The sequence below is a fragment of the Dulcicalothrix desertica PCC 7102 genome (assembly GCF_003991905.1).
In the GTDB taxonomy this organism is placed as follows: Bacteria; Cyanobacteriota; Cyanobacteriia; order Cyanobacteriales; family Nostocaceae; genus Dulcicalothrix; species Dulcicalothrix desertica.
In genome coordinates this window covers 181,848-203,202 of sequence record NZ_RSCL01000012.1, presented here as the reverse complement: position 1 = coordinate 203,202, position 21,355 = coordinate 181,848, and the positions used below count along the sequence as shown (strand labels likewise).

The following is a 21,355-nucleotide window of genomic DNA, read 5'->3' as shown; positions in this document are numbered from 1 at the left end:
TATCTATATAGCTTATTTACCCTCCTTTTGTTTATTGGTGGGGGGGTGAGGCTGATTTTTTTCAACATATTCCCTTACAAACTCAATAATTGCTTCGTTCATGTTTTTGCCATTTAAAGCGCAGGCTGCTTTAAATTGCTCTCGAAGAGACCTGTCGGGAAAAGTAATCTTTAATGTTGCTGCTGGCTCAGGTTTTTTCGTGTCTGACACTGGGATGTTTGATACTAATGGGTTATACATCCCAAATTATCCACCTTTTATTAGGTCTTTCCTTAAAATATGGCATATGGGTTAAATATCCCGTTTGCACTAAACATCCCTTATGCTGTATTATAGCTATGTAAGATTAATTTCACTCAAAAATCTTACGTTGACTAAAAAGCAACACAAAGCATGTGTTTTCTTCGTATGCCAAAAATCGCCTTAATCCTATTTTCAGCAAGGATTAGGTATATTCCACCAGAGTAATTGGAGGAAATGATATTGATACAACCGCAATTGGCGCCAAATGCTCCAAAATACTCCAGAAACACCTGTGAGCAATGATGAGAGCGCATCTGAAAACTAGTTTAAGGTGCTTGCGATAGGCAATCAAAAAGGCAAGGACTTTTTAGAATTCGTTTCTGGCAGTTTTCATACACAATCTCAAAAATGTTGAAGATTTACTAACTTTCCAAGACAAATAATATTTTACTAGCGTAGAAATTTATGAATAATCTACCGATAAACAGCCTTCCATCAAAAAAGATGGCGCCACGAGACTTCCTGCGTAACCTACTAATTGGGCACAATCTACAGGAAGTTGAGTATCTCAGACAAGAAATGGAACGAGGATACAAAAAACAGTGCGCGCGCATATTGTCCTGCCTACTTGGCGTAAGTATGTCAACCGTTCGATGCGGATGGGGGACATTAGACTTTGAGACCATGCCCGAATACTATAGGCTAGTGCTGGGATACATTAATATTGCGGGAATAGATTCTTTACATGCAAACAATATCAAGAGTGGCGCCTACAAACCAGAAACAATCGAAGCGCAAGAGTTTTTGGAATACACGCTCTCACTAAATAATCTTAATGGTAATGAAAGAGATATAAGACTTTCAAAGAATGGTTTTTTTAGTGAATGTGCGCGCGCACTGGCTTCTTCGACAGGATTTGATTATAAAACAGTGGTGTTGTGGGGTAACGATATTCGCTTCCACAAAATGCCGCGCGAACATGGGCGCACTTTATACTATGCCCAATTAGCAATACAAACATCTATAAGTCAGCGTTCTAAACGCGCCCTTTACATCGACCATATCGGTCTGTTTGCAATAGACGAATTGCTCCCTCAAAACTTCTACGAAGGGTGCCACGCCAATCACCATTTTCTCAATATTCGATTAGTGACATCGTTGTTGAGTGCAGATGTTTTACGTTTCCTATTTTACTGTTTGATAGGAAAACGGCGCCTGATATTCATCACGGTATGTATTGGCTATCGCGGAATTCTAAGAAACTTTCAAATTCTTGTAACATTAATTCGGCGAAACTTGCAGTCAACCATTCCATTGCAGGATTCCAAGATGCCCATCGACCAGCTGACCATTCTCCGTGTGCGTCTTTTTCTTCAGGGTCTAAAAGCCAAACTGCTGCATCTCCCCAAGAACTAATAACTAACGACCTTTTTACTCGCGTTCCTTGTTCATAACGGTAATCATCTCGAAATTCTTCGTTTGTCCATCCTTGATCATTATTATTTTCTGCATTAAGCGCCAATTCATAAAGATGGTCAATCACACACTTGAAGCCAATCGATTTCTTCAACAGGAAGAATATCATAAATACAAAGACCTGTTGTTCGCCATCCGTTAGTCACAGAGTAAAAAGTTCGTAAAGAAGGAGGTAAACTTTTACCAATTCTTTGTTCGGCTGCAAGTATTTGTGATTCACTTGCTGGGGAATAACCCATCCATTTACTTAAATGAACATATCGAAGGCACTTCATAGGCTACAATTTCATCTTCGAGTAACTCCGCACTATAATTTTCTAGAAACTTTCGCCACTCTTCAATATTCATAGTCGGTGCCCTCCAAAGATAATGCTATTGGATACTGAAATAAGGAATGTTTCATAACTGGCGCCAATCAACAACTGGGATACAGGATTATTGTAGTTATTTTATACTATATAGCATTGTGGCGCCCCAATTAACTATAAAAAGTTTGCCAACTACGAAATTATTGGTATTCCTGATTACACTAACAAAAAAACAGGCGCCTCCCAAAGTGAATTATTATTGGCATAAAGAAACTATCCTTTATACAATAAAAGTAATTCCATCAAAATCTAAATTAATTTTGTAACTTCCCTTAGTGAATATGGCGAGCAAGAAAACAAGCAAGTCCTCTAAACCCAAGACATCATCTGAAAAAACTAAACAAAGTAAACCTACTGAACCCAAGGCATCAGCCCAGAAAGTGAAACAAATTAAGCCCAAAGCTGAGGAGGCACCAGCTAAAAAAGCTGAACAAATTAAACTCTTAGAAGGTAAGGCATTAATTGATAAAGTCAAAGAAATGCCAAATAGCAGTAAAGAAGAAAAAGCTAAGGCGTGTGGCTACTATAACGTTACTAAAGATGGTCAAGAACGAGTTAACATGATGAAATTTCTCAATGCTCTACTTGATGCAGAAGAGATATCATTAGATTCTCGCTCGGAGGAGCATGGTCGTGGACGTAGCGCTAGTTACCGAATCGCTGTGCAGTCTAACGGCAATTTGTTAATAGGTTCTGCCTATACAAAACAATTGGGCTTAAAGCCAGGGGATGAATTCTCCATCAATGTAGGTAGAAAGCACCTATGCGTTGGTAGCAATTTCTGAGCAAGAAAATCAAGAAGAGCAAGCTGCTTAATAGCAAATGTTTATAGAAACTTGATATTAACATCACATTCAGTAACATTCCGGTGCCACAGGTAAAGTTGGCCGCTTGGTGGTTCGACACTTGGTGGCAACAGTTTATACTGAGGCGGTTACTGGGTGCGCTCTTTGAACAACTGTTGTAGGAATAAGACGTGAAGCTCTGTTACTGTTCTAAAATTAAAACTTACATTCCTTTTTGTAAGGTTTCATAACATTCTTTCGGAGACATTATAGGTTTTTGCATTGTCACAGACATTTCGCTATTGCGGTTAACGTAAACCATAACTACATCGCTTGGAGGTTCGTAAACTTCTACCATATTTTGTATTGCTTTTATATTTTCGTTATCTACACTAAGTCGGCGCATTTTTTTGAGAATAGATTGACGAGTAATGTAATTTATTTTTGGAGAAGACTCTGTAACATCATTAACCAAAACAAGACCTGGGGAGTTTGTTTTTTGGTAGCCTTCCCAAGCAACGGCGCCTAAAACAGTATCATTTTCTTTAAAAAAATCACTTGCTTCAAAAGAAGCTTGATATTTATCATCTACTTTAGGAAACGGATTTAGCCAATCTATAATCTTTCCAAACAATGATGTGTTTTTTTCTTCTGCTTTTCAGCGGGCTTTTTTACAAACTTAGACCAAGGAGAAGCAGAAGTGAGTTCTTTTAATGGTACGTCATTACCATCCTGTTTTCTTTGCTGGCGCAGCTTTGATTTTCTTCCCATGATTTAAAAAGTTATTTTAACTTCAGATACGATTCTTTTATTTAATATCATACATTATCGCAAGTTAACGAACCAAACAGAATAATTATTAAGCAACTGTTCGTTATTTAGGCTTGAATCATCACTTTCCAAATCTGATAAAGGTAAGATAAATTTCTTATTATCCGACTCTCTTTTAACCGATACCTTCAACCCATAAAAAGTATCTATCTCATCTGTAAAGTTTAGTAGTTTATAAGTATCTAAGTAAGAAGGTTTTGTTTTTCGTAATTTATCATGCTCTTCTTTAGAACCTCCTCCCAGCATATAATATTCTTCCCACTTAAAATCTTCTATACCTGTCACTATGCAAGGAGATTCCAATTCTTTTTTGAGGTAATCGCGATAAATGCTTAAAGTCTTTTTATTGACTGCGGGAATTTCACCTTCTGATGTCAACCCTAAAATTTGTCCTATTCTGATTTCTTGCTCATCCAAATTTGATATATCATTATTAGATTTACCAGTCGGCGCCTTTATTGTTATTTTAGGAAGAGCTTGAGATTTGTTCTGTTGTTTGAGTAATTCACCAAAACCCTTAGATTCCTTAGCCATAATTGATACACTTTAATATGTTAAGACACATAAATAAAAACTTACAACATAGAGTGTTTGTGGTTCTTAAAGATTAATAAATATTTATAGTTAGAGAGTTAATTAGAGGCGGTAAGCTCTAATATAAAGTAGTAGCTTTGGGGAAGCATTGCGTTGCTCTAGAGAAGTCGATGATGAGTTCAGTAGAGTCGTGCGTTGTAACGAACTGGAGAACCACAGAGGTTAAGTCTCCATCTCGCTCAAATTAGAGGTTTCCCCATTTGTATCAAGTGTCCCTGGATACTTGGCAAAACCCGAAGCCGCATAAGTTAATATATAATATTTAATCAGGGAAGATGCACGTAATTAGCTTTAAAGCCTTGAGGGAGTATGCTGAAATTCATGCAGATTGTCGGGAAGCTTTTATTTACTGGTATAAAGTTGCGAGTAAGGCTAAATGGTCAAACTTGACTGAAGTACAGGAAATGTTTCACTCTTCAGAAGCAGTCAGTAATTTTACAGTCTTTAATATCAAAGGAAACAAATACCGATTAATTGTTAGTATAGATTATGCAGAACAATTAATTTATGTTAAGTATATCCTCACACACGCAGAATACAATAAGGACTACTGGAAAAATGACCCTCACTTTTAATCAAGACAAATATAGAGAGTTATTAACAACTCACCTTCCCAAACTTATTAAAACAGAAGCTGAAAACGAACAAGCTTTAGCTGTTGTGGAAGATTTAATGCACCGTACACGGACTCCTGAAGAAAACGAATTATATCAATTACTAATTACATTAATTGAGAAGTTTGAACAAGAAAACTATCATTTTGGTGTAACGCCAAGTAATCCTCAATCTTTCTTATTATTTCTTTTTGAGCAATCAAACAAAAATAAAGATGATTTACAGGTATTTTTAGGATTAGAAACTTCCGTGGATGATATTTTAGAAGGTAAACAAAATATCACTTCAGAGCTTGCTCAGAAACTTGGCGCCTTTTTTCACGTAGAACCAAGCTTGTTTACAGAATAAATCAAAAATTATTTAACAAGGTGGGTGCCATGATGATAAGGAGTAATGATTACACTCAATAATAAAAACCTATAAAAGTTATAATTAAAGAAATTCCTGCAAGTTGCTGATACACTATACCGGATAAGAATTATGTCTAGAACATTACCTAGTAAACCACAGCCATATCATGTCTTTCTGGGTGGAATATCTGTTTACAAAGAGAGCCATGACGAAGAAGGGGATTGGTATCCGCCGATAGTATTACCTTATTTTTGGCGCATACAATTCACTTTGGGTGAGCCGTTCCCTGCCGGAATTAGGCTATGAAAAAGACAAAGGAACAGTTAATGCAAATTCGAGGTTTCCTATACATAGTGATTTTTTCATCATTTTAGGGGTAGAATTGTATGGTTATGCCAAAATTGACGGCTACATAACCGTTTTCCTTGAACAACTCCAAGGAAATGAAGCTATACTTTGGCAACCTCATAGAGAAAGCTAATTATTGCTCCCAAGAGTGGACTGAAATATAACCTTTATGTCTATTATTATTAATACGAGCTAATTATGACTTCAATCACCAAAACAGTTACGATTAATGTAGTCTCTGATGATAATGGAAGGTATCATTGTCAAATATCGCCTTCTGTTGAGCAGCCCCCACATGAGATTTATTGCTATGGTCAAAGCGAAGAACACGCCATCGCCATTGCATTAGAGCAGTTAGCCAGCCAATATCGCGAAATCGCAGAAGTAAGTCAAAATAAAGATTGGGAAGCAGTAGAGCGTTCAGCATCTTCTGAACCAATCAAAAAACGTTATCATGTAATTTTTTGGACTTTGGACAAAAAAAGTTTGTTCACGTACTAACATCGCGAAAAATAATTCGATTATTTTTATTTATGCTTTTCAATTTGTTATACCAATTTTTTGTGAAGCTGCATAGAAACTATGCTTATATAGCAAGGCTTTAAGCCAATTGATTATGTGCAGCTTCGTATTAAAATGGTATTAGATTAATTTTATTAAATATTCAAATGAACTAAATTGAACGTTAGTACTTAATTTTTGAATTATAAAATAGCTATCAGCATCTCAATACATAGTATTATCAAGACAAACCATGTACCAAATCTGCTGATGAGCTATGCAAAAAATAAACCATAATCAATTAATAGCGCAATTCCAGTCTTTTCGACAACATTTACGTGGATTATTTAAATCATACAGTGATAGTGTTATTGATTTAATTGATGCTTTAGCTAGTAACTCAAATAGCGCTTATTCTCCTGCCGAGTTATCTTTAAGTCCTTTATTTGAAAGAACTTATAGCTCCCTCTATAAAGCAATTCAAAAATCATTTAATTTTAATGATAATAAGAAAAAGAAGAGAAAGAAGTTGAAAAATTTAACTAGGCTGATAGCTGAAGTTACGCCCCAACCGGAAAAATGCTCTTTTTATTTATTTGCAACGGATACGACTCCTCATCCACGTCCTCACTCCCCAACTTTGCCTGAACGAGGTTATATCTACCAGCCAAATACTGTTGCAGGTAATAATCCCGTTGGTGTTGGACATGCTTTTTCATTTGTCTCAATGTTACCAGAGAAAGACCTTCAATCCTCAGCACCCTGGTCAATTCCTCTATCAGCAGAAAGAGTACCTATTGAGAAAAAAGGTACAAGTGTTGCCATTGAGCAAATTGATGCACTGATGACCGATGAATCACTTCCCTGGCACAACAAATTATCAGTATTAACTGCCGATAGTGTTTATAGTCAGCGCTCATTTCTATTTGATGTATCTAAGCACAAAAATTTGGTTTTAATTGCCAGAGTTCGTAGTAATAGAATTTTTTATTCTACGCCACCTATACAACAAGAAGAAAAGAAACGTGGGTGTCCAAAAAAATTTGGTGAACGCTTTGATTTGGCGCTTGAAGACACTTGGCACCCACCAGACGAAACAACACAAATCAATAGTACTACGAAGAAAGGTCGTCAATTCACAGTAACCCTTAAGGCTTGGCACCATATGTTGATGAGGGGAACTCAACAAGAACAGATGTATAAATGCCCGTTTACCTTAGTCCGGGTTCATGTTACTGATGATACTGGCTGTGCTATTTGGAAACCGATGTGGTTGATAGTTATGGGCGAGCAACGTGTATGTATTTCCCTTGCAGAAGTCTATTCTTGCTATCGGCAAAGGTTCGATATAGAACATATGTTTAGATTTAAAAAGCAACGTTTACTGATGACTAACTACCAGACTCCTGAAGTTGAACATGAAGAAAATTGGATACGTCTAGTTATGCTTGCCTATGTACAATTATGGGCTGCAAAGGATTTATCTAAGCATTTACCAAGACCTTGGGAGCGCGCTCAAGAGCCAAACAATGATAAAATTGCTTCTCCCAGTACCGTACAACGTGACTTTCAACGAATTATTTCAGAGATAGGAAAACCAGGAAATTCACCAAAACCCAGAGGAAATTCGACAGGTCGGGTGAGGGGTCAGACCCAGACTAAAAGAGTTAAGCATCCCGTTATCAAAAAAAGTAAAAAATCAAATATTTCACAGCCTCAAGCTGCGTAATTTTTCTGTAAATATACTTGTTTTACTCAGTTAATCTCATAACTGGGATAAAAAGCTATGTCCTTTTTTAGTTCACGAACATTGTTCGCAAACAAACATTTTTGTCCAAAGTCCAAAATTTTGCACTACGAACGGATAATAAAAGCTGAGTCTAAATTTGAAGCCTTGCAGGACACATTGCTAGGAAATACAGTGGTAGAAAATGCCAAAGTTACCTTGATTGAGATTGATCCAAATTTGCCAGTCCAGCCCTTAACTTGATAACCCACCTTCGTGAACCTTTCGGAACGCTAATATATAGTTTAGTAATAAGGTTATGGGAGTTAGAAAACGCGCGTCCTTATGAGTTTCCTGTTGGTGCGGTGAATGTCGCCCATTATGCTAGTGTAGAACAGCCTGAAATTTGGATTTCCTTACTTGAGGCGCCTTCTTCACTACCTCCAATACCCTTGGGCAGTATCGCTGACCTAAATTCTACAGAAGCAATGCGGGGTCTACATTTAATTCGCTTTGGTGAACATGAAAATACAAATAATTTTCAAGATGCTCCAGTGCGGGTAGATAGTAATAATAGTGGTTATGACATTGAGCAGGAGGTACAACCAGCAAAATTAAACCTGCGTCGGAACCGTCCTCTCGTTAGCTTAGGCTACGTAAGTGCGGGTAAACCGGAATTAACTATATTAGAAAACACTTGGGCATCTACATTTATTCGGGCTGGTTGCAGTACCTTTGTTGGCGCCCTTTGGGCAGTTAACCCGGATGTAGAAGCCGCTTTTATTGGTAATTTTTACAAAAATATCTGGGCTGGGCAATCACTGGGTGCAGCGTTTTGCAATGCTCGTAAGTTAGCTAAAATTGCGGTTCCTAATTCTCTTGACTGGCTAGCTTATGTACTATTTGGCGACCCAATGGCACGTGCTTATCGACCTGTGGAAGGTAAAGGTTATGCGGTGGTTGAGCCTATTGGTCAGGAAATTGATGACCCAGTGGCGCCAGGAACAACAGTTAGATATCGTGTGAGTTTGCGACGGGCGCCTCCTGTATGGTACGAAAACCGATTAATGGAGGTTGCAGAAAATTTAACCTTTGAGGATTTGCGTGTTTTTATAGTCACATCCGGATTACAGGTTAGTTCTAGTGATTCTGTAATAATGACACGCACAGCAACCGGGGATTACTTAGGTTGGTTTACGTTAACTGTTCCCACAGAAATGGATAATCGGTCAGTATTAGTTCAGGTTTACTTTGAGGACGGTATAGAACCTGTCCACAACTTGCGGTTTTCACTTAAAGTTAGTAACGGGATGGTAGGGGGTAATGAGGGGTACCCCTGTTAAGGTGTACTGAAAAAATGGTACATTTAAGAGCGTAACGCTTGCGGCATAGGAGTTTTAACCACGTTAGAAGGTTGTTGATTCAGTAGGGAAAGCTTACGGTCGCGTTCTTTCTGGGCTAGAAGTCGGGCAGTGGAGACATGGGTACGGTTAGGTTCTTTTTTTCTTTCCGGTTTAGGCTTTTTTTGACCTTTAGGGCTTGAAGCAAAGCGTTTGAGGTCAACTTGTGCCGCCAATTGTTTTAATAGCTCTGCAAAAGTTGATAGATGAAGCGTGCTTACAAATTGCCATTCAATATCAGGAATTGCAATCATCATACCCGTATAAGTACTTTGAATTTCTTCAACTAAATAGTAATTGGAGATGCCAGCATCAATTTTTCCTTGACCATGAACACTACGCAATGCAGCTTTAATTACAGATAAAATATTGTAGGCTACTAATGCCATGCAGAAGCTAAACAAAGCGGCTTTGGGATAACCTAAAGTATTAATTTCGCATTCAAGAGTATCAGTAATAACTTGAAATAATCCTTCAACAGTCCAGCGTTTTAAGTAAGTTTGTGAAACTAAAATTGCATCCACTTCTTCTTTAATCAAATTTGTAAAGACAGCAACTTTTGTTTCTCCATCACGAGTCGGTTCATTTAAATGTACAACAATACGACGAGATTTAATTGATTCTCTCTCAAATTCAATTATTACGTCTTGTTCAAAAACTTTACCTGTTGGAGAATCACCTACTTCTATCAATTCACTTTCTACCTCATAATGCATGGAAGCATGTTGACGAATAATAAAATACGCTTTTTTTTGAGCGGTACCAACAAGGAATTTACAAGTACAAAAATTTCTGTCACCAACCCAAGCATCACGAGCTTCTACAGTTGCTAGAACTTGATCAAATAGCGCTCTTTCCGAAGTGTAAGCGTCTTCGCAAGGGAATTCGTCAATTGCTAACATTAGAATTGGGTCAAGTACAACCAAGGATTTTCCTGGTAACGGACCACCTGCAACATCACGTAAAACTGACAATCGATGTTGAGTTGCTCCTAAATTATTTCCATCAATTACTTTGACTCGATAACCAGGTAAAATTTCTGGCTGTTTTCCTTTTAGTTCTTCAACAATTGGAGCTAATTGCTCACCACTATAGCGCACCAATGCTTGAGAAACTTGTGGTTCTATACCATTTATTTTGCTGTAGAAAGCTACGCGCGACACACCTATGTTTTTAGCGAATGCTTTATATGCTGCACTGATTGATGGGCGCTCTCTTGCATACTACCAGGCTCATAATTGCTACAACTGTTGAAAACAATAATTCTTGAGTATATTGCTTTTCTCGCTTTGCTTCAAATAATGCGTCTAGTTTTTCTGCACTGAAAATCCTCTCCAAGGTTGCTCTAAGCATTACTGTTATTGGTGATGATAAAGCGCAAATCGCTCAAAAATTGGACTTAGCATGGTAAAACACCCATCAATGGTTTCTGTTCAGTTAAATACATAATCCCATGCTTGATTGTTCTCAAATTCCTAAATTTTTCCTAAATTTTCCTACTCTTTTGATGAGTTTTAATGGAATTGCTTATAGGGCAAGGCTTTCAGGCTTTTATTAGTTTATTTTTTAGTACACCTTAACAGGGGTAGTAATGAGGGGAGCAATTAGCCAAGTAGGGACACAAACAGTTAATTCATATCTCGAATTTGTTATTGAGAAAGATTCTTATAATATTGGTCGCTGGTCTTTTCCTAAGCCTACTGACAAGATTTTGGAAACCCTAACAAACGAAATTTTAGAATGTTTTGATAAATTAAGAATTAGTATCAATACGAATAAAAGTCTCAAGCTAGACGTTAATACATGTGATTATTCTTTAGTAAAACTAGCCGAATGGGGACGCACTGCTTATCAGGCATTTTTTGGTGAAGACAGAGCCAACAAAATCTTAACCAGTCGTCTAAATGAAACAGTGGCACCTACCTTTGTTTCTGAGTGTACCCCCTTTCCTTGGGAAGTTTTGTTCGAGGGAAGTGAGAATGACTACGAACAGGGGAACCCAGAGATGTTTTGGGGACTACGCTACACCCCAGCTAGGATTCTCAACCCAGAAAAAGATATTTCCGATTACGTTTTAGAGCAAGCACAACCCTCAGACATGTTGTTTTGCTTGCACCATCGACTATTGCAAGCGCATCAAAACGAAAAACCAGAGATTGAAAAGTTAGTTAGAGCGACACCTGGAAATCGCTTCACACTGCTAGGGTCTAAATGTGATTTGACCAACGGCAAAAACTGCGACCCACTAGGTGATGATTTGCTCAAATATCTTTACAAAGCCAGCCATAACATGTTGCATTTCGCCTGTCATTGCAAAGAAAACAACCTAGGTGACGCATTAATGATTTCTTTCCTCAAAAGCGTCGTAAGGAGACCAAACAACAGCTTCTGTTGATGCCAGTTGCTCTAACAATAAATTTTCTGCCTCTTTTTTAAGCTCTACTGCAAGACGAGAAGCTATAGCATTTTGCTGCTTTTCGGGGAGCTTCTCAATTTCTGCAATCACTTGGCGGAGTAAATCTGTCATCTTTGAGATCGAATATTACAATAATCTACCTTTCCATCTTACCGTTTGCTTTGTACTTTAACTTATCCGTTACATCCGTTGCAAAGGAGGCGCCAAACGAATTTTGCTCGACTTTAATATTTTCTAAGCTTGTTCGTTCTTTCGGTTTAGCCGAATTCTTTGTGCGCCGTTGGCGCACAAAAGGGTTAAAATTTAGGTGTTATTTGAGTAGTAGGGGCAAGTTTTCAATATCAACCCCTTGTTGCTAGCTGGGAAGCGTTTGACTCGAAAGCCACTATGAGTTTCTAAACGTTGTGCAATTACTTCCGCGTCAGATGCAGGAGTGGTGAGATGCTTCGTGGCGCCTGATAAATCTTAAAGAAAAGGGTACTTGTTGATTGTTGATTCCTACTACCAAAGTATCTCGGCTTATGAGGCAGTGTAAATTAAATCTTCTTATTTATGTATAAATTATAACTATAAAATACGGCATATTTTTCAAAAAAATTTGTGAATGCTATTTTCTTTCACTGGCACATTATTATGATTAAGCGATCATCCATAACCTTTCCGCAAACATTCCTTTCTGATTTCGCTTAACTTCCATTTCCACACGAGAGCCTTTTTGTAATTTAGATGTATATTTTGGTGCTATCGAACTCTCTTGAAAGTATATGTCATCACTCATGTCTTCGGTTGCAATAAACCCGTATATCCTACCACGTTTGTCTGTTTTTATAACTTTAATGATTCCCTGCTTGAACACATTTGGATTTGGTATTTGTTTCGATGAACTAACTTTATCATCGATTTCCAGAAAAAGCACTTCATCAGAAGAGATAAGAAGGCAACGTTTACAAAAGCTTATAGCTTCTTCATGTCTTCCTAAATGTATTAATGAATATATTAAGAAAGGAGTTACTTTCTTCAAACCCTCGATGTTTGCTGACCTTTCATCTATTTCAAAAGCCTTACATAACTCTTCGATTGCTTGTTCAAATTTCTCAAATTGAAATAAATATTTTCCTAAAGTAGTATAAATTTTTGATAAATGTTTTGTAGAACTATTATATTTAATACTTTCTTTTAAATATATGCAAGACAATTTAAAATTATCTTCTCCTCCTTTGAAGTACATAATTTTACCTAAACGATAGAGTATTAATGCCAAACTTTTTTTGTCATCTATCTTAATGCATAAATTATAACAAGTTCTAAGAATAATTTCTATATCACGTATTTTTATTAATTCTCTATTATGAAATATATATGTAGCATAAGCTTTGCATAAAAAGAGTATATATTTGATAGAGTTTTCTAAAATTTTTTCTAATAACTGCCTGTTGTTTGCCTCTTCTGCAATCATAACTATATGCTTTAATGACTGGATAGCTTTCTCTATTTGCCCTTGCTGTCGATGCAATTCAACCACGAGCTTTAATGTAATTGCTTGCGAATATTTATCATCCATTTGTTGCGAAATGTTGATTGCCTCCTCAAAGAATTCGATAGCTTTGTCAAACTGTCTTTGCTCCTTATATAAGCCACCAAATTGATTTAGAGCGATTAATGTTTGTTGCTTGTCATCTATTTGTTGTGCTATTTCCAAACTTTCATTCAAGGATATAATCGCTTCATTAATTCTCTTTTGCTGTTGGTACAATCCGGCTAACTTATTGAGAGTAATTGGTAATTGTTTTTTGTTATCTGTTTCTTTGTAAATTCTGATTCTATATTTATAAGATTCAATGGCTTCGTTAAATTTTCCTTGCTCTTGATAAATTACACATAGCTGAGTCAGTATAAACGTTAACTGTTGTTTATTATCATTAATTTCTTTTGCAATAGAGACTGCATCCTCACAGGATTGTATGGCTTTATCGAATTGCCCTTGCTGCTGATATAATCCACCCAATTGATTTAAGGTAATTGCTAATTGTTTTTTATTACCATCTTCTTGGGCAATGGCAATCGCATGTTCACAGGATTGTATAGCTTTTTCTTCTCGTCCTTGTTCCTGATACATCCCAGCTAACTGAGTTAGGGTAATTGCTAATTGTCGTTTGTGATCAGTTTCTTGTGCAATAGCAATCACATACTCAAGATATTGAATAGCTTTATCTATTCGTCCTTGGCGTTGGTACAATCCACATAATCGATTCAAAGTCATTATTAATGATTTCTTATCATTCGTTTCCTTATCAATTTCAATTGTAAGCCGATGCTCAAAGGACTGAGTGGCTTCCTCGATGAGTCCTTGCTCTTGGTATAATCCGCCTAATTGATTTAAGGTAATTGCGAATGAATGCTTATTACCTATTTCCTGTGCAATTGCCAGCGCACGCTCAAAAGATTGGATGGCTTGTTCAATTTGTCCTTGCTCTTGGTAAAATCCACCTAACTGATTTAAAGTAATTGCTAATGACTGCTTGTTTTGTAGTTTCTCGGCAATTGCAATCGCACGCTCAAAAGATTGAATAGCTTGTTCTATTTGTCCTTGCTTTTGGTACAATCCAGCTAACTTAATTATAAGAATTACCAATACTTGTTTGCCCTCAGTTGCCTCATCCATTTTGATGCTTTGCTCCAATGATAGAATAACTTCATTTATTTGTCCTTGCTCTTGTAAAAATTTATCGAACTGATTTAGTGTAATTACTAATAGTTTTTTGTCATCTGTTTCTTGAGCTATTTGTAATCTATCTTTAAAAGATTTGATGGTTTCATCTATTCTTCCTTGCTCCTGGTATAATTTACATAATTGGCTTAAGGTAATTGCTAATTGTTTGTTGTCGTCGGTTTCCTGTGCAATTGTAATTGCACGCTTAAAACATTGGATGGCTTCCTCTACTTTTCCTTGCGGCTGGTACAATCCACCCAATTGAGTTAAAGTAATTGCTAATTGTTGTTTATTACCCGCTTCTTGTGCAACTGTAATTGCACGCTCAAAGGTTTGAATAGCTTGTTCGATTTGTCCTTGCTGCTGATATAATCCACCCAATTTATTTAAAGTAATTGCTAATTGCTTTTTGTCCGTTTCCTGTACAGTTGTAATTACACGCTTAAAGGATTGGATAGCTTCCTCTACTTGTCCTTGCTGCTGGTATAATACACCCAATTGAGTTAGAGTAATTGCTAATTGTTGTTTATTGTCCGCTTCTTGTGTAACTATAATTGCACGCTCAAAGGTTTGAATAGCTTGTTCAATTTGTCTTTGCTGCTGATATAATCCACCCAATTGATTTAAAGTAACTGCTAATTGTTGTTTATTACTATCTTCTTCGGCAACTGTAATTGCATGACCAAAGGTTTGAATAGCTTCCTTGATTTGCCCTTTCTGTTGATACAACCCACCTAACTTATTTAATTTAATTACGAAATTGTGTCTGTCATTCAACTTTTCTTCAATAGCTACGCTTTCCTGAATTGCTGCTATCGCTCCATCAATTTTTCCTTGTTTTTGCAAAATTCCACTCAAGCTGTTTAGCACTATTGATAAACTGCGTTGGTTTCCCAATTCCTTAAAAATGTTACAACTGCGCTGTAGGCTGTGACAAGCTTCATCCAAGCGATTTTGCTCAAGAAAGACTAGCCCTAAGTGGTGTTGTACGAAAGCTGTATAACCTTTATCATTTAACTCCTCAGAAATAGCGTAACTGCGCTTAAAAACCTCCTCGGCTTCGCTGAGGTTTCCCTGTCGTCGCAGCAACCCACCCAAACAATTCAGTGCTATCGTCAAACCTTCTTGATTATTCAGTCGTTCTTCAATCTCTAAAGCACGCTTGAAATTACTAACAGCTTCATCAAATTTTCCTTGCCGCATAACTATACTACCTAGAGTATTAAGACATTTTGCTTCAGAATGCTGACGAGTCCATTCTTCCTCAATTTTGTCCAATATTTCTGCAATAAGTTCAGGTTTAAGTCGTTCTTCTGCAATTGCCAACTTACCTTGTAAAGATAGATATTTTGCCTGTTGAACCCGAAATTTAATAACAGCTTGCCAATCTTTATTACTTTCTGCTAGTTGCTCAAATCCCAACATAAAATCAACAGCCTTTTCCCAGTAACCATACTGCTCAAACAATGGTTGTAGGCAAATTGCAAATTTATACTTGTCTTCTTCTTGAGATTTTGATGTCGTTTTTTGTTTCTGTAACCACTGAGCAGCTAAAATAATGTCATCTAATTCTGTTGCAATTTCTTGTGCAGTTGCGTAATTAAGTTCTCTTTGGGTAAACTCGATAAAATACTCAGCATGTCTTGTCGCTGCTTCTTCTTGCAAACCCAACTCAATTGCCTTTTCCCAAGCAAATTGATGGATAAGTGGATGAAATACAAAGCGGTCTTTTTGTATTTCGGAATAGTTAATTAATGAAAGCTGATAAAGCTTATTTAAATTATCTTCTGTGGTGTATTCATCACAACTTGTAGCCATCATTGCAGTTCGTAACGAGAACCCGTTTTTGGCACAAACGCTTAAGCAGGCAAAGAAATCTACTTCATTTGGCTGCAAATATTCTAAACTTATTGAAAAACAAGCAAATAAATCTAAATGTTCGGCACTACCGAATTTCATGCTTGCTAGTTGTCGTTCTCTTTTTAATCTATCTGCGTGGCGAGCAAGACTACGCCTTTCATGTAAACTTAATTGTGACCCAATAATTTTAATGGCGATGGGTAAATAACCTGCTAATTCGATTAACTCGTGCGCTGCTTCTGGTTCTGCTGTAACACGCTCTTTCCCTACCAACTTTTCTAATAGTAATAATGCATCAGCTTCAGGAAGTGTTGGTATATTTATTCTACCCTCGCTGGGTATTTCTAGCGAAATTACTAGTCCACGGTCACGTGTCGTTACAATTACAGCACATTTATTTCCACCTGGACGTAATTGGTAAATACTAGCATTTTCTGCATTATCAAATATTAACAGCATTCTTCGATGTGCAAATATCTCTTGCATGATAGTTGCTGCATCACGTTCGTCTTCCAAGTTAATTTTTTCCTCATATCTATCCTCATATCTATCCTCATATCTATTTTCATACCTACGAGCAAAGTCGCGCGCTATGGTATCTATATCTTTACCATCAACCCGTAAACAAATTATTCCATCTGGAAAATCTGCTCGGTGTAATGTTGCGAAATAGCAGGCAAGAGCAGATTTTCCAATACCTCCTACACCTGTTAACCCAGCAATACTACAAAATTTTGTTCCTTGAGAATTTAAAAGTAATTCTTCAAGTTGTTTTAACTCGTCATTACGCCCTGTAAATGTGGATACGTCTAATTGAGGTAAAATGAATGGGACTTCGCGTTCCGAAGTTTTTTGTGCCTCTAATTTATTAGTACTAGGCTGACCTTTACCTTGAATTATACGAATTTCTTGGTCAGGTATTCTGATTTGCGGTAACTGAGGTATTTTTGTTTCTTCGTAATATTTTTTTAACTCAGTATCAATAGAAGCTCCTAGAGTACGAGCTGTTATCCAGTTGGTAGATGTAATTTTATTAGCATCTAGTTCATTTATTAACGCTCCTGAAAGTACACCGTGCTTACCATCGAAACGCTCGTAGGCAACTTCTGAACTATGAGATGCAGCAATTAAAAAGCGTTTTCTTGCCGACTGTTTTGGAAATTCATTGTCTTTAAAATTTAATAAGGCGCCACTATAACAGCAGTCTAACCATATTATTTGCTCTTTAACAGTACTTTCCTCGATGATGTCCCATAAATCTCGTAATATTATACCATTCCACTTTTTGGAATAAGGATTAGCATCACTAGTGGCTAATAATGTTTGCTTCAAAGTTCCTAAAGGCTTTTGTAACCCATGTCCCGCAAAAAATAATAGTGCTGTATCTATATTTTCTTCTGGTAAAAATAATTTTGTAACTGCTTCTAGTAGTGCATCAGCAGTAACCATTCCATCGGGGTCAACCTGCAACTTATTATTCACTAGCTTGGAGGGAAGTCTTATAACTCGAAAATTCTTGTCAGCTTCTAGAAGTTGAGCAATGGTTTCCGCATCGACCGCAGGAGTTGTTAAATTTTTAGCTTTACTGGTGGGTGTTTCTTTTAAACTTGGATATTGATTTATACCTACTACTAGCGCATCTCTTCTCATGTAAAGTTATTTTAAATAGATTTACTAATTTATACTGCAATTAATACACCCTGTCGTGATGAATCATTCCAACAAAACTCTTATGGGTCTGTTGCTAACTCTTAAAGAGCTACAAACTCCTTTGAGCAAAGATGAGCAAGCAATTTTACAAGATATCGGACAGCAGCTTGATATCGACCCTGATGATTGGGACTTTATCGAAGAGGAGATAACAGCACTTCTTGAATCTAATTATACCTTAAAACAGCTTTTTCACGCGAAAATAGCTAGATTAAATGCTTTAGACGGTCGAATACCTAGATTCCTACCTAACGTCACTGAGTTAAAAAAAGAACTGTTTGGCGAAACTAAGGAAATTGTCACCTTTGACGGTCAGAGTGCAGGTGAACCAGAAGATAAATCTAAGCAGGTAATTAATATAATAAGTACTATCCTGCTTACCGAAAACCAAGACCAAACTGCAAAGCAACTCGTTTTTTTAGAACAAATATCAGAATACGTACAAAACTACCGTTACTTTAATACATACTTTACAGGCGCCAACAACCAAGCACTAATTCCACCAACCGAACCACTCATCCACGGTCAAGCATATTTACTATATATAGATATTAGCCCAGAACCAAAAGGAACAGATAACTCGCCATTTCCGGAACAAGCATTAGCTCAAGTCTGGAATAACCAGCAAAATTTACTTATAGACGTAGCAGTAACATCCAAAGATTTCAGTATCAATGCAAAAGTCAAACAACTTACTCTACCCCGAACAGGCGCCTCAGACAGCATCCATTTTACAATAAAACCTAACCTGCTTGAAGGTCGAGGTTACATACAAGTAGAGTTGTTCTACCGTGGTTACTTGCTCCAGTCGAAACAACTTGCAGTATTAATTATCCCCAACGCAGGCGCCGAAATACCAGAATCTTTACGTCCTCCTCAAAGCAGTCGCATAACATTTACCACAACAGACTTATTAACTAACGAGCAGCTAGCGAAACTCCCCGAACGAGTATTCACTGTAGATGTAGAACTCGACCAACGGGATGGCAGTATTGATTTTCGCTTTCTTGATAGGACTCAAGGTAATAAGGAAATAGCATTCTACGACACATCCTTACAACCCACTGCACTAGGAAATGTAATTACCGCAATTCGCCATCAACTTCATTTAACTATACATAACGGATATTGGGGACAAGCTGAAGGAAGTATTGAACAACTCAATACCTGGCTTCCCAGTTTAGCAAACACAGGACGCGAACTCTATCGTTTACTTTTACAGCAAGACCAAGAAACATTAAAAGCTGCGTTAACTCCAGATACAGTTATTCAAGTCAACCCTGTGTTAGGAAAAGTTACAATTCCTTGGGCATTATTATACGAACGAAAAATTTTAACCAGAAAAGAAAATCCAGTATGCGCGCGCTTTACCGAACATGATTTAGATTGTACTAATTGCCCGAATAAAAATGACCCCAAGTATATTTGTCCTAATGCGTTTTGGGGTTATCGCTATTCCATCGAACAATTACCATGTTGGACTAGTAATAAGCATAATTACCCTGTAGCCCTAGTACGACAAATTCAAAACAATCAACCATTGCAGTTGAGTTTTAATGTATATCGAGATTTTCAACTTTGGCGCCAACATTTGCCTAAACTAGAGCTAGCAGCGAAGCTAAATATCCTACCAGCAGAGGAAATGTTAGAGTTAGAAAACATTTGGAGTACACATGGTCAGGATTTAGATTTGGTGTACTTCTACTGTCATGGTGGTGTGGAGGAAATGCCAAAGCGACCTTATTTAGAAATCAGCGATGAGCGAATTTACAGTAATTTTTTAGAATGTTACGAGTCAACTTGGTCGCATAACCCCCTTGTTTTTCTCAATGGTTGTGCAACTGGTGATTATAGTCCCGAAAGCTATGTTAACCTGATTGATGACTTTTTAAATGCAGGCGCCAGTGGAGTAGTTGGTACAGAGTGTCCAGTACTCGAAAACTTTGCCGAATATTATGCCACAGAAGTACTTCAACGTTTGTTTGCAGGCGAACCAATGGGACAAGCTATGCTAAAAGTACGTCGCTCCTTACTACAAAACAACTATAATCCCCTTGGCTTGGTTTATTCTTTATATGCTGCCCATGAAATTGCTTTAGCTCGTTCGGTATCTATGAAATAATATGAAAACTATTATCTTTACCACAGAGACACAGAGGACACAGAGAAATTTTGGTATTCTCTATTCTCTCTGCGTTCTCTGTGCCTCTGTGGTGAAAAAATATATACTGGTTTATTCTTTATATGCTGCCCCTAGAAAACGAACGTTCGGGATTGCAAGAATAATATGAAACGCTGGATTTTTACTGCTGTCTGCTTATTATTAATCTGTCCTCAAACTGCTCTAGCACAAACTACCATTACAGTAGATGCATTAGATAAACCTTTGCAAATCAAAGGTTGGTTGAATGAAGAAAATACCCTGATTGGTAGTGTACGTCTTTCTGCACCTGCAAAAGTAGACCAGTTTACATTCCTTGCTTCTGACTTAAAGCGTACTGAAGGTTCAGAAATAATCGGGCGCCAGAATGTATCATTTATAGGTGAAACTAAACTAGCTGCGGGTATACCCAAAGATTTCCAAGTCAAAATCAGCAACCCCCAATTACCGGGAACATATAAAGGGCAAATCGAAATACGACTTCCTAATCAAACACAAGCTATTAATATTAATGTATTAGTCAAAGCTAGACCAAAACTGGCGCCGTTACGAGGAAACGAGCAAGTACAATTACAATTAACTCAATGCAGTTGGTGGTTAGATTGTGGATTAGCACATATACTATTTCCCAAAAGTGCTTTTTTACAAACTTGGGATTTAGCTTTCGACAACAGCGAAGATGCATCTGTAACAGTAAACAGTGCAGAAGTATTATTAAAAGGCGAACAAACAGCTTACCAATTAAGCAACAATCAAATTAAAGTAGCTAGCATTCCTCAAACATTAAAAGCCGACCGCATAGTTAAACTACCCTTACAATGGGATAGTACTAAAATACCTTCAGACCGTTACACAGGAGCAGTTTACTTAACCTTAGAAGGCGCCAGAGAAAGATTAATCGTTCCGGTCAACCTCACAATGCGAATCGCTCCTATTGTGCCACTTTTAGTACTATTTTTAGGAATTCTATTAGGTCGTTTAATCAAATACATGCAAGAGAAAGGCATTCCCCAAGCAGAAACATTCGGTAAAATCAAGCAATCAGAAAAACAAATTACTTCTGCACATCAAGAAGACCAAAAAATCTTAATACCAATGCTATCTCAAGCCGAGCAATTAGTACAGCAAATGAAACTAGAAGCAGCAAATACAGAAATAGAAAAAATTACTGCCCGTTACGAATGTTTGCTATCTCTGCGTACAATCGAGCAAAAATTAGAACCATACAAAGCCTTGCCTCAAGTCAAAGGTGACAATGGC

The 21,355-nt window shown here is 37.2% G+C and carries 20 protein-coding genes; 11 read left to right on the top strand and 9 right to left on the bottom strand.

Translation table 11 applies throughout. The features are described from left to right. Positions 1-12: 12 nt before the first annotated feature. Positions 13-240 (bottom strand): hypothetical protein, encoded by a 228-nt coding sequence (locus DSM106972_RS24875; protein WP_233787492.1) that lies wholly within the window; start codon positions 238-240, stop codon positions 13-15. Between the two features lie 468 nt (positions 241-708). Here DSM106972_RS24875 and DSM106972_RS53815 point away from each other — a divergent pair, with 468 nt between their 5' ends. Beyond that, positions 709-1,659: a hypothetical protein gene (locus DSM106972_RS53815; RefSeq protein ID WP_233787494.1), complete on the top strand. Its 951-nt coding sequence runs from the start codon at positions 709-711 to the stop codon at positions 1,657-1,659. A gap of 119 nt (positions 1,660-1,778) precedes the next feature. Here the strand turns inward: DSM106972_RS53815 and DSM106972_RS24865 are convergent, their stop codons facing one another. Beyond that, on the bottom strand, positions 1,779-1,958 hold the full coding sequence (locus DSM106972_RS24865) for an SMI1/KNR4 family protein (RefSeq protein WP_186538745.1): 180 nt from the start codon (positions 1,956-1,958) through the stop codon (positions 1,779-1,781). A gap of 563 nt (positions 1,959-2,521) precedes the next feature. Here DSM106972_RS24865 and DSM106972_RS53810 point away from each other — a divergent pair. Then, positions 2,522-2,872, top strand: a complete 351-nt coding sequence (locus DSM106972_RS53810; protein ID WP_411675331.1) for an AbrB/MazE/SpoVT family DNA-binding domain-containing protein — start codon at positions 2,522-2,524, stop codon at positions 2,870-2,872. A 223-nt stretch (positions 2,873-3,095) separates the two neighbouring features. On the opposite strand, the gene DSM106972_RS24855 is transcribed toward DSM106972_RS53810, so the two are convergent. The 3 genes from DSM106972_RS24855 to DSM106972_RS24850 are packed head-to-tail and all read right to left on the bottom strand — an operon-like array spanning position 3,096 to position 4,237. Then, positions 3,096-3,506 (bottom strand): hypothetical protein, encoded by a 411-nt coding sequence (locus DSM106972_RS24855; RefSeq protein ID WP_127083220.1) that lies wholly within the window; start codon positions 3,504-3,506, stop codon positions 3,096-3,098. Next, entirely contained in the window at positions 3,488-3,643 is a 156-nt protein-coding gene (locus tag DSM106972_RS53805) for a hypothetical protein (protein WP_186538748.1), read from the bottom strand. Before DSM106972_RS53805 ends, DSM106972_RS24855 begins: the two co-directional genes overlap by 19 nt. Positions 3,644-3,697: 54 nt before the next feature. After that, the gene (locus DSM106972_RS24850) at positions 3,698-4,237 is read right to left on the bottom strand and encodes a hypothetical protein (protein WP_127083219.1); all 540 of its coding nucleotides are present in this window, start codon (positions 4,235-4,237) and stop codon (positions 3,698-3,700) included. 335 nt (positions 4,238-4,572) lie between these two features. Here DSM106972_RS24850 and DSM106972_RS24845 point away from each other — a divergent pair, with 335 nt between their 5' ends. The 6 genes from DSM106972_RS24845 (at position 4,573) to DSM106972_RS24815 (ending at position 9,181) form a co-directional block, all read left to right on the top strand. Continuing rightward, complete coding sequence (locus DSM106972_RS24845) at positions 4,573-4,872, top strand: type II toxin-antitoxin system HigB family toxin (RefSeq protein ID WP_127083218.1); 300 nt, start codon at positions 4,573-4,575, stop codon at positions 4,870-4,872. Next, the gene (locus DSM106972_RS24840; protein WP_127083217.1) at positions 4,856-5,260 is read left to right on the top strand and encodes a helix-turn-helix domain-containing protein; all 405 of its coding nucleotides are present in this window, start codon (positions 4,856-4,858) and stop codon (positions 5,258-5,260) included. The genes DSM106972_RS24845 and DSM106972_RS24840 overlap by 17 nt, the downstream gene beginning before the upstream one ends. Positions 5,261-5,537: 277 nt before the next feature. Beyond that, positions 5,538-5,744 (top strand): hypothetical protein, encoded by a 207-nt coding sequence (locus DSM106972_RS24835; RefSeq protein ID WP_127083216.1) that lies wholly within the window; start codon positions 5,538-5,540, stop codon positions 5,742-5,744. Between the two features lie 65 nt (positions 5,745-5,809). Continuing rightward, positions 5,810-6,112, top strand: a complete 303-nt coding sequence (locus tag DSM106972_RS24830; RefSeq protein WP_127083215.1) for a hypothetical protein — start codon at positions 5,810-5,812, stop codon at positions 6,110-6,112. Positions 6,113-6,389: 277 nt separating this feature from the next. Continuing rightward, positions 6,390-7,841, top strand: coding sequence for an NF041680 family putative transposase (locus DSM106972_RS24825; protein ID WP_127083214.1), 1,452 nt, complete (start codon positions 6,390-6,392; stop codon positions 7,839-7,841). A 257-nt stretch (positions 7,842-8,098) separates the two neighbouring features. Then, on the top strand, positions 8,099-9,181 hold the full coding sequence (locus tag DSM106972_RS24815; RefSeq protein WP_127083212.1) for a hypothetical protein: 1,083 nt from the start codon (positions 8,099-8,101) through the stop codon (positions 9,179-9,181). Between the two features lie 23 nt (positions 9,182-9,204). Here the strand turns inward: DSM106972_RS24815 and DSM106972_RS24810 are convergent, their stop codons facing one another. Then, entirely contained in the window at positions 9,205-10,401 is a 1,197-nt protein-coding gene (locus DSM106972_RS24810) for a transposase (RefSeq protein ID WP_201800779.1), read from the bottom strand. A 428-nt stretch (positions 10,402-10,829) separates the two neighbouring features. On the opposite strand from DSM106972_RS24810, the gene DSM106972_RS24805 reads away from it, so the two are divergent. Beyond that, a complete protein-coding gene (locus DSM106972_RS24805; protein WP_127083211.1) occupies positions 10,830-11,633 on the top strand; it encodes a hypothetical protein in 804 nt (267 codons plus the stop codon). On the opposite strand, the gene DSM106972_RS24800 is transcribed toward DSM106972_RS24805, so the two are convergent. The 3 genes from DSM106972_RS24800 to DSM106972_RS24795 all read right to left on the bottom strand — a co-directional run bounded on the left by DSM106972_RS24800 (position 11,577) and on the right by DSM106972_RS24795 (position 17,874). Continuing rightward, entirely contained in the window at positions 11,577-11,765 is a 189-nt protein-coding gene (locus tag DSM106972_RS24800) for a prevent-host-death protein (protein ID WP_127083210.1), read from the bottom strand. The two genes, DSM106972_RS24805 and DSM106972_RS24800, sit on opposite strands and share 57 nt — an antisense overlap. A gap of 25 nt (positions 11,766-11,790) precedes the next feature. Further along, entirely contained in the window at positions 11,791-11,943 is a 153-nt protein-coding gene (locus DSM106972_RS53800; RefSeq protein ID WP_186538750.1) for a hypothetical protein, read from the bottom strand. A gap of 348 nt (positions 11,944-12,291) precedes the next feature. Then, positions 12,292-17,874: a DUF2225 domain-containing protein gene (locus DSM106972_RS24795; RefSeq protein ID WP_127083209.1), complete on the bottom strand. Its 5,583-nt coding sequence runs from the start codon at positions 17,872-17,874 to the stop codon at positions 12,292-12,294. Between the two features lie 82 nt (positions 17,875-17,956). Here DSM106972_RS24795 and DSM106972_RS24790 point away from each other — a divergent pair, with 82 nt between their 5' ends. Continuing rightward, the gene (locus tag DSM106972_RS24790) at positions 17,957-20,056 is read left to right on the top strand and encodes a CHAT domain-containing protein (RefSeq protein ID WP_233787495.1); all 2,100 of its coding nucleotides are present in this window, start codon (positions 17,957-17,959) and stop codon (positions 20,054-20,056) included. Between the two features lie 165 nt (positions 20,057-20,221). Continuing rightward, the coding region (locus DSM106972_RS24785) for a hypothetical protein (RefSeq protein ID WP_127083337.1) at positions 20,222-21,355 on the top strand (1,134 nt) is incomplete at its 3' end.

Excerpts from the sequence above, each read along its gene's own strand:
- DSM106972_RS24875 (WP_233787492.1), bottom strand. The coding sequence starts at position 240 with ATGTATAACCCATTAGTATCAAACATCCCAGTGTCAGACACGAAAAAA.
- DSM106972_RS53815 (WP_233787494.1), top strand. The coding sequence starts at position 709 with ATGAATAATCTACCGATAAACAGCCTTCCATCAAAAAAGATGGCGCCA.
- DSM106972_RS24865 (WP_186538745.1), bottom strand. The coding sequence starts at position 1,958 with ATGGGTTATTCCCCAGCAAGTGAATCACAAATACTTGCAGCCGAACAA.
- DSM106972_RS53805 (WP_186538748.1), bottom strand. The coding sequence starts at position 3,643 with ATGGGAAGAAAATCAAAGCTGCGCCAGCAAAGAAAACAGGATGGTAAT.
- DSM106972_RS24850 (WP_127083219.1), bottom strand. The coding sequence starts at position 4,237 with ATGGCTAAGGAATCTAAGGGTTTTGGTGAATTACTCAAACAACAGAAC.
- DSM106972_RS24845 (WP_127083218.1), top strand. The coding sequence starts at position 4,573 with ATGCACGTAATTAGCTTTAAAGCCTTGAGGGAGTATGCTGAAATTCAT.
- DSM106972_RS24840 (WP_127083217.1), top strand. The coding sequence starts at position 4,856 with ATGACCCTCACTTTTAATCAAGACAAATATAGAGAGTTATTAACAACT.
- DSM106972_RS24830 (WP_127083215.1), top strand. The coding sequence starts at position 5,810 with ATGACTTCAATCACCAAAACAGTTACGATTAATGTAGTCTCTGATGAT.
- DSM106972_RS24825 (WP_127083214.1), top strand. The coding sequence starts at position 6,390 with ATGCAAAAAATAAACCATAATCAATTAATAGCGCAATTCCAGTCTTTT.
- DSM106972_RS24805 (WP_127083211.1), top strand. The coding sequence starts at position 10,830 with ATGAGGGGAGCAATTAGCCAAGTAGGGACACAAACAGTTAATTCATAT.
- DSM106972_RS24800 (WP_127083210.1), bottom strand. The coding sequence starts at position 11,765 with ATGACAGATTTACTCCGCCAAGTGATTGCAGAAATTGAGAAGCTCCCC.
- DSM106972_RS24795 (WP_127083209.1), bottom strand. The coding sequence starts at position 17,874 with ATGAGAAGAGATGCGCTAGTAGTAGGTATAAATCAATATCCAAGTTTA.
- DSM106972_RS24790 (WP_233787495.1), top strand. The coding sequence starts at position 17,957 with ATGGGTCTGTTGCTAACTCTTAAAGAGCTACAAACTCCTTTGAGCAAA.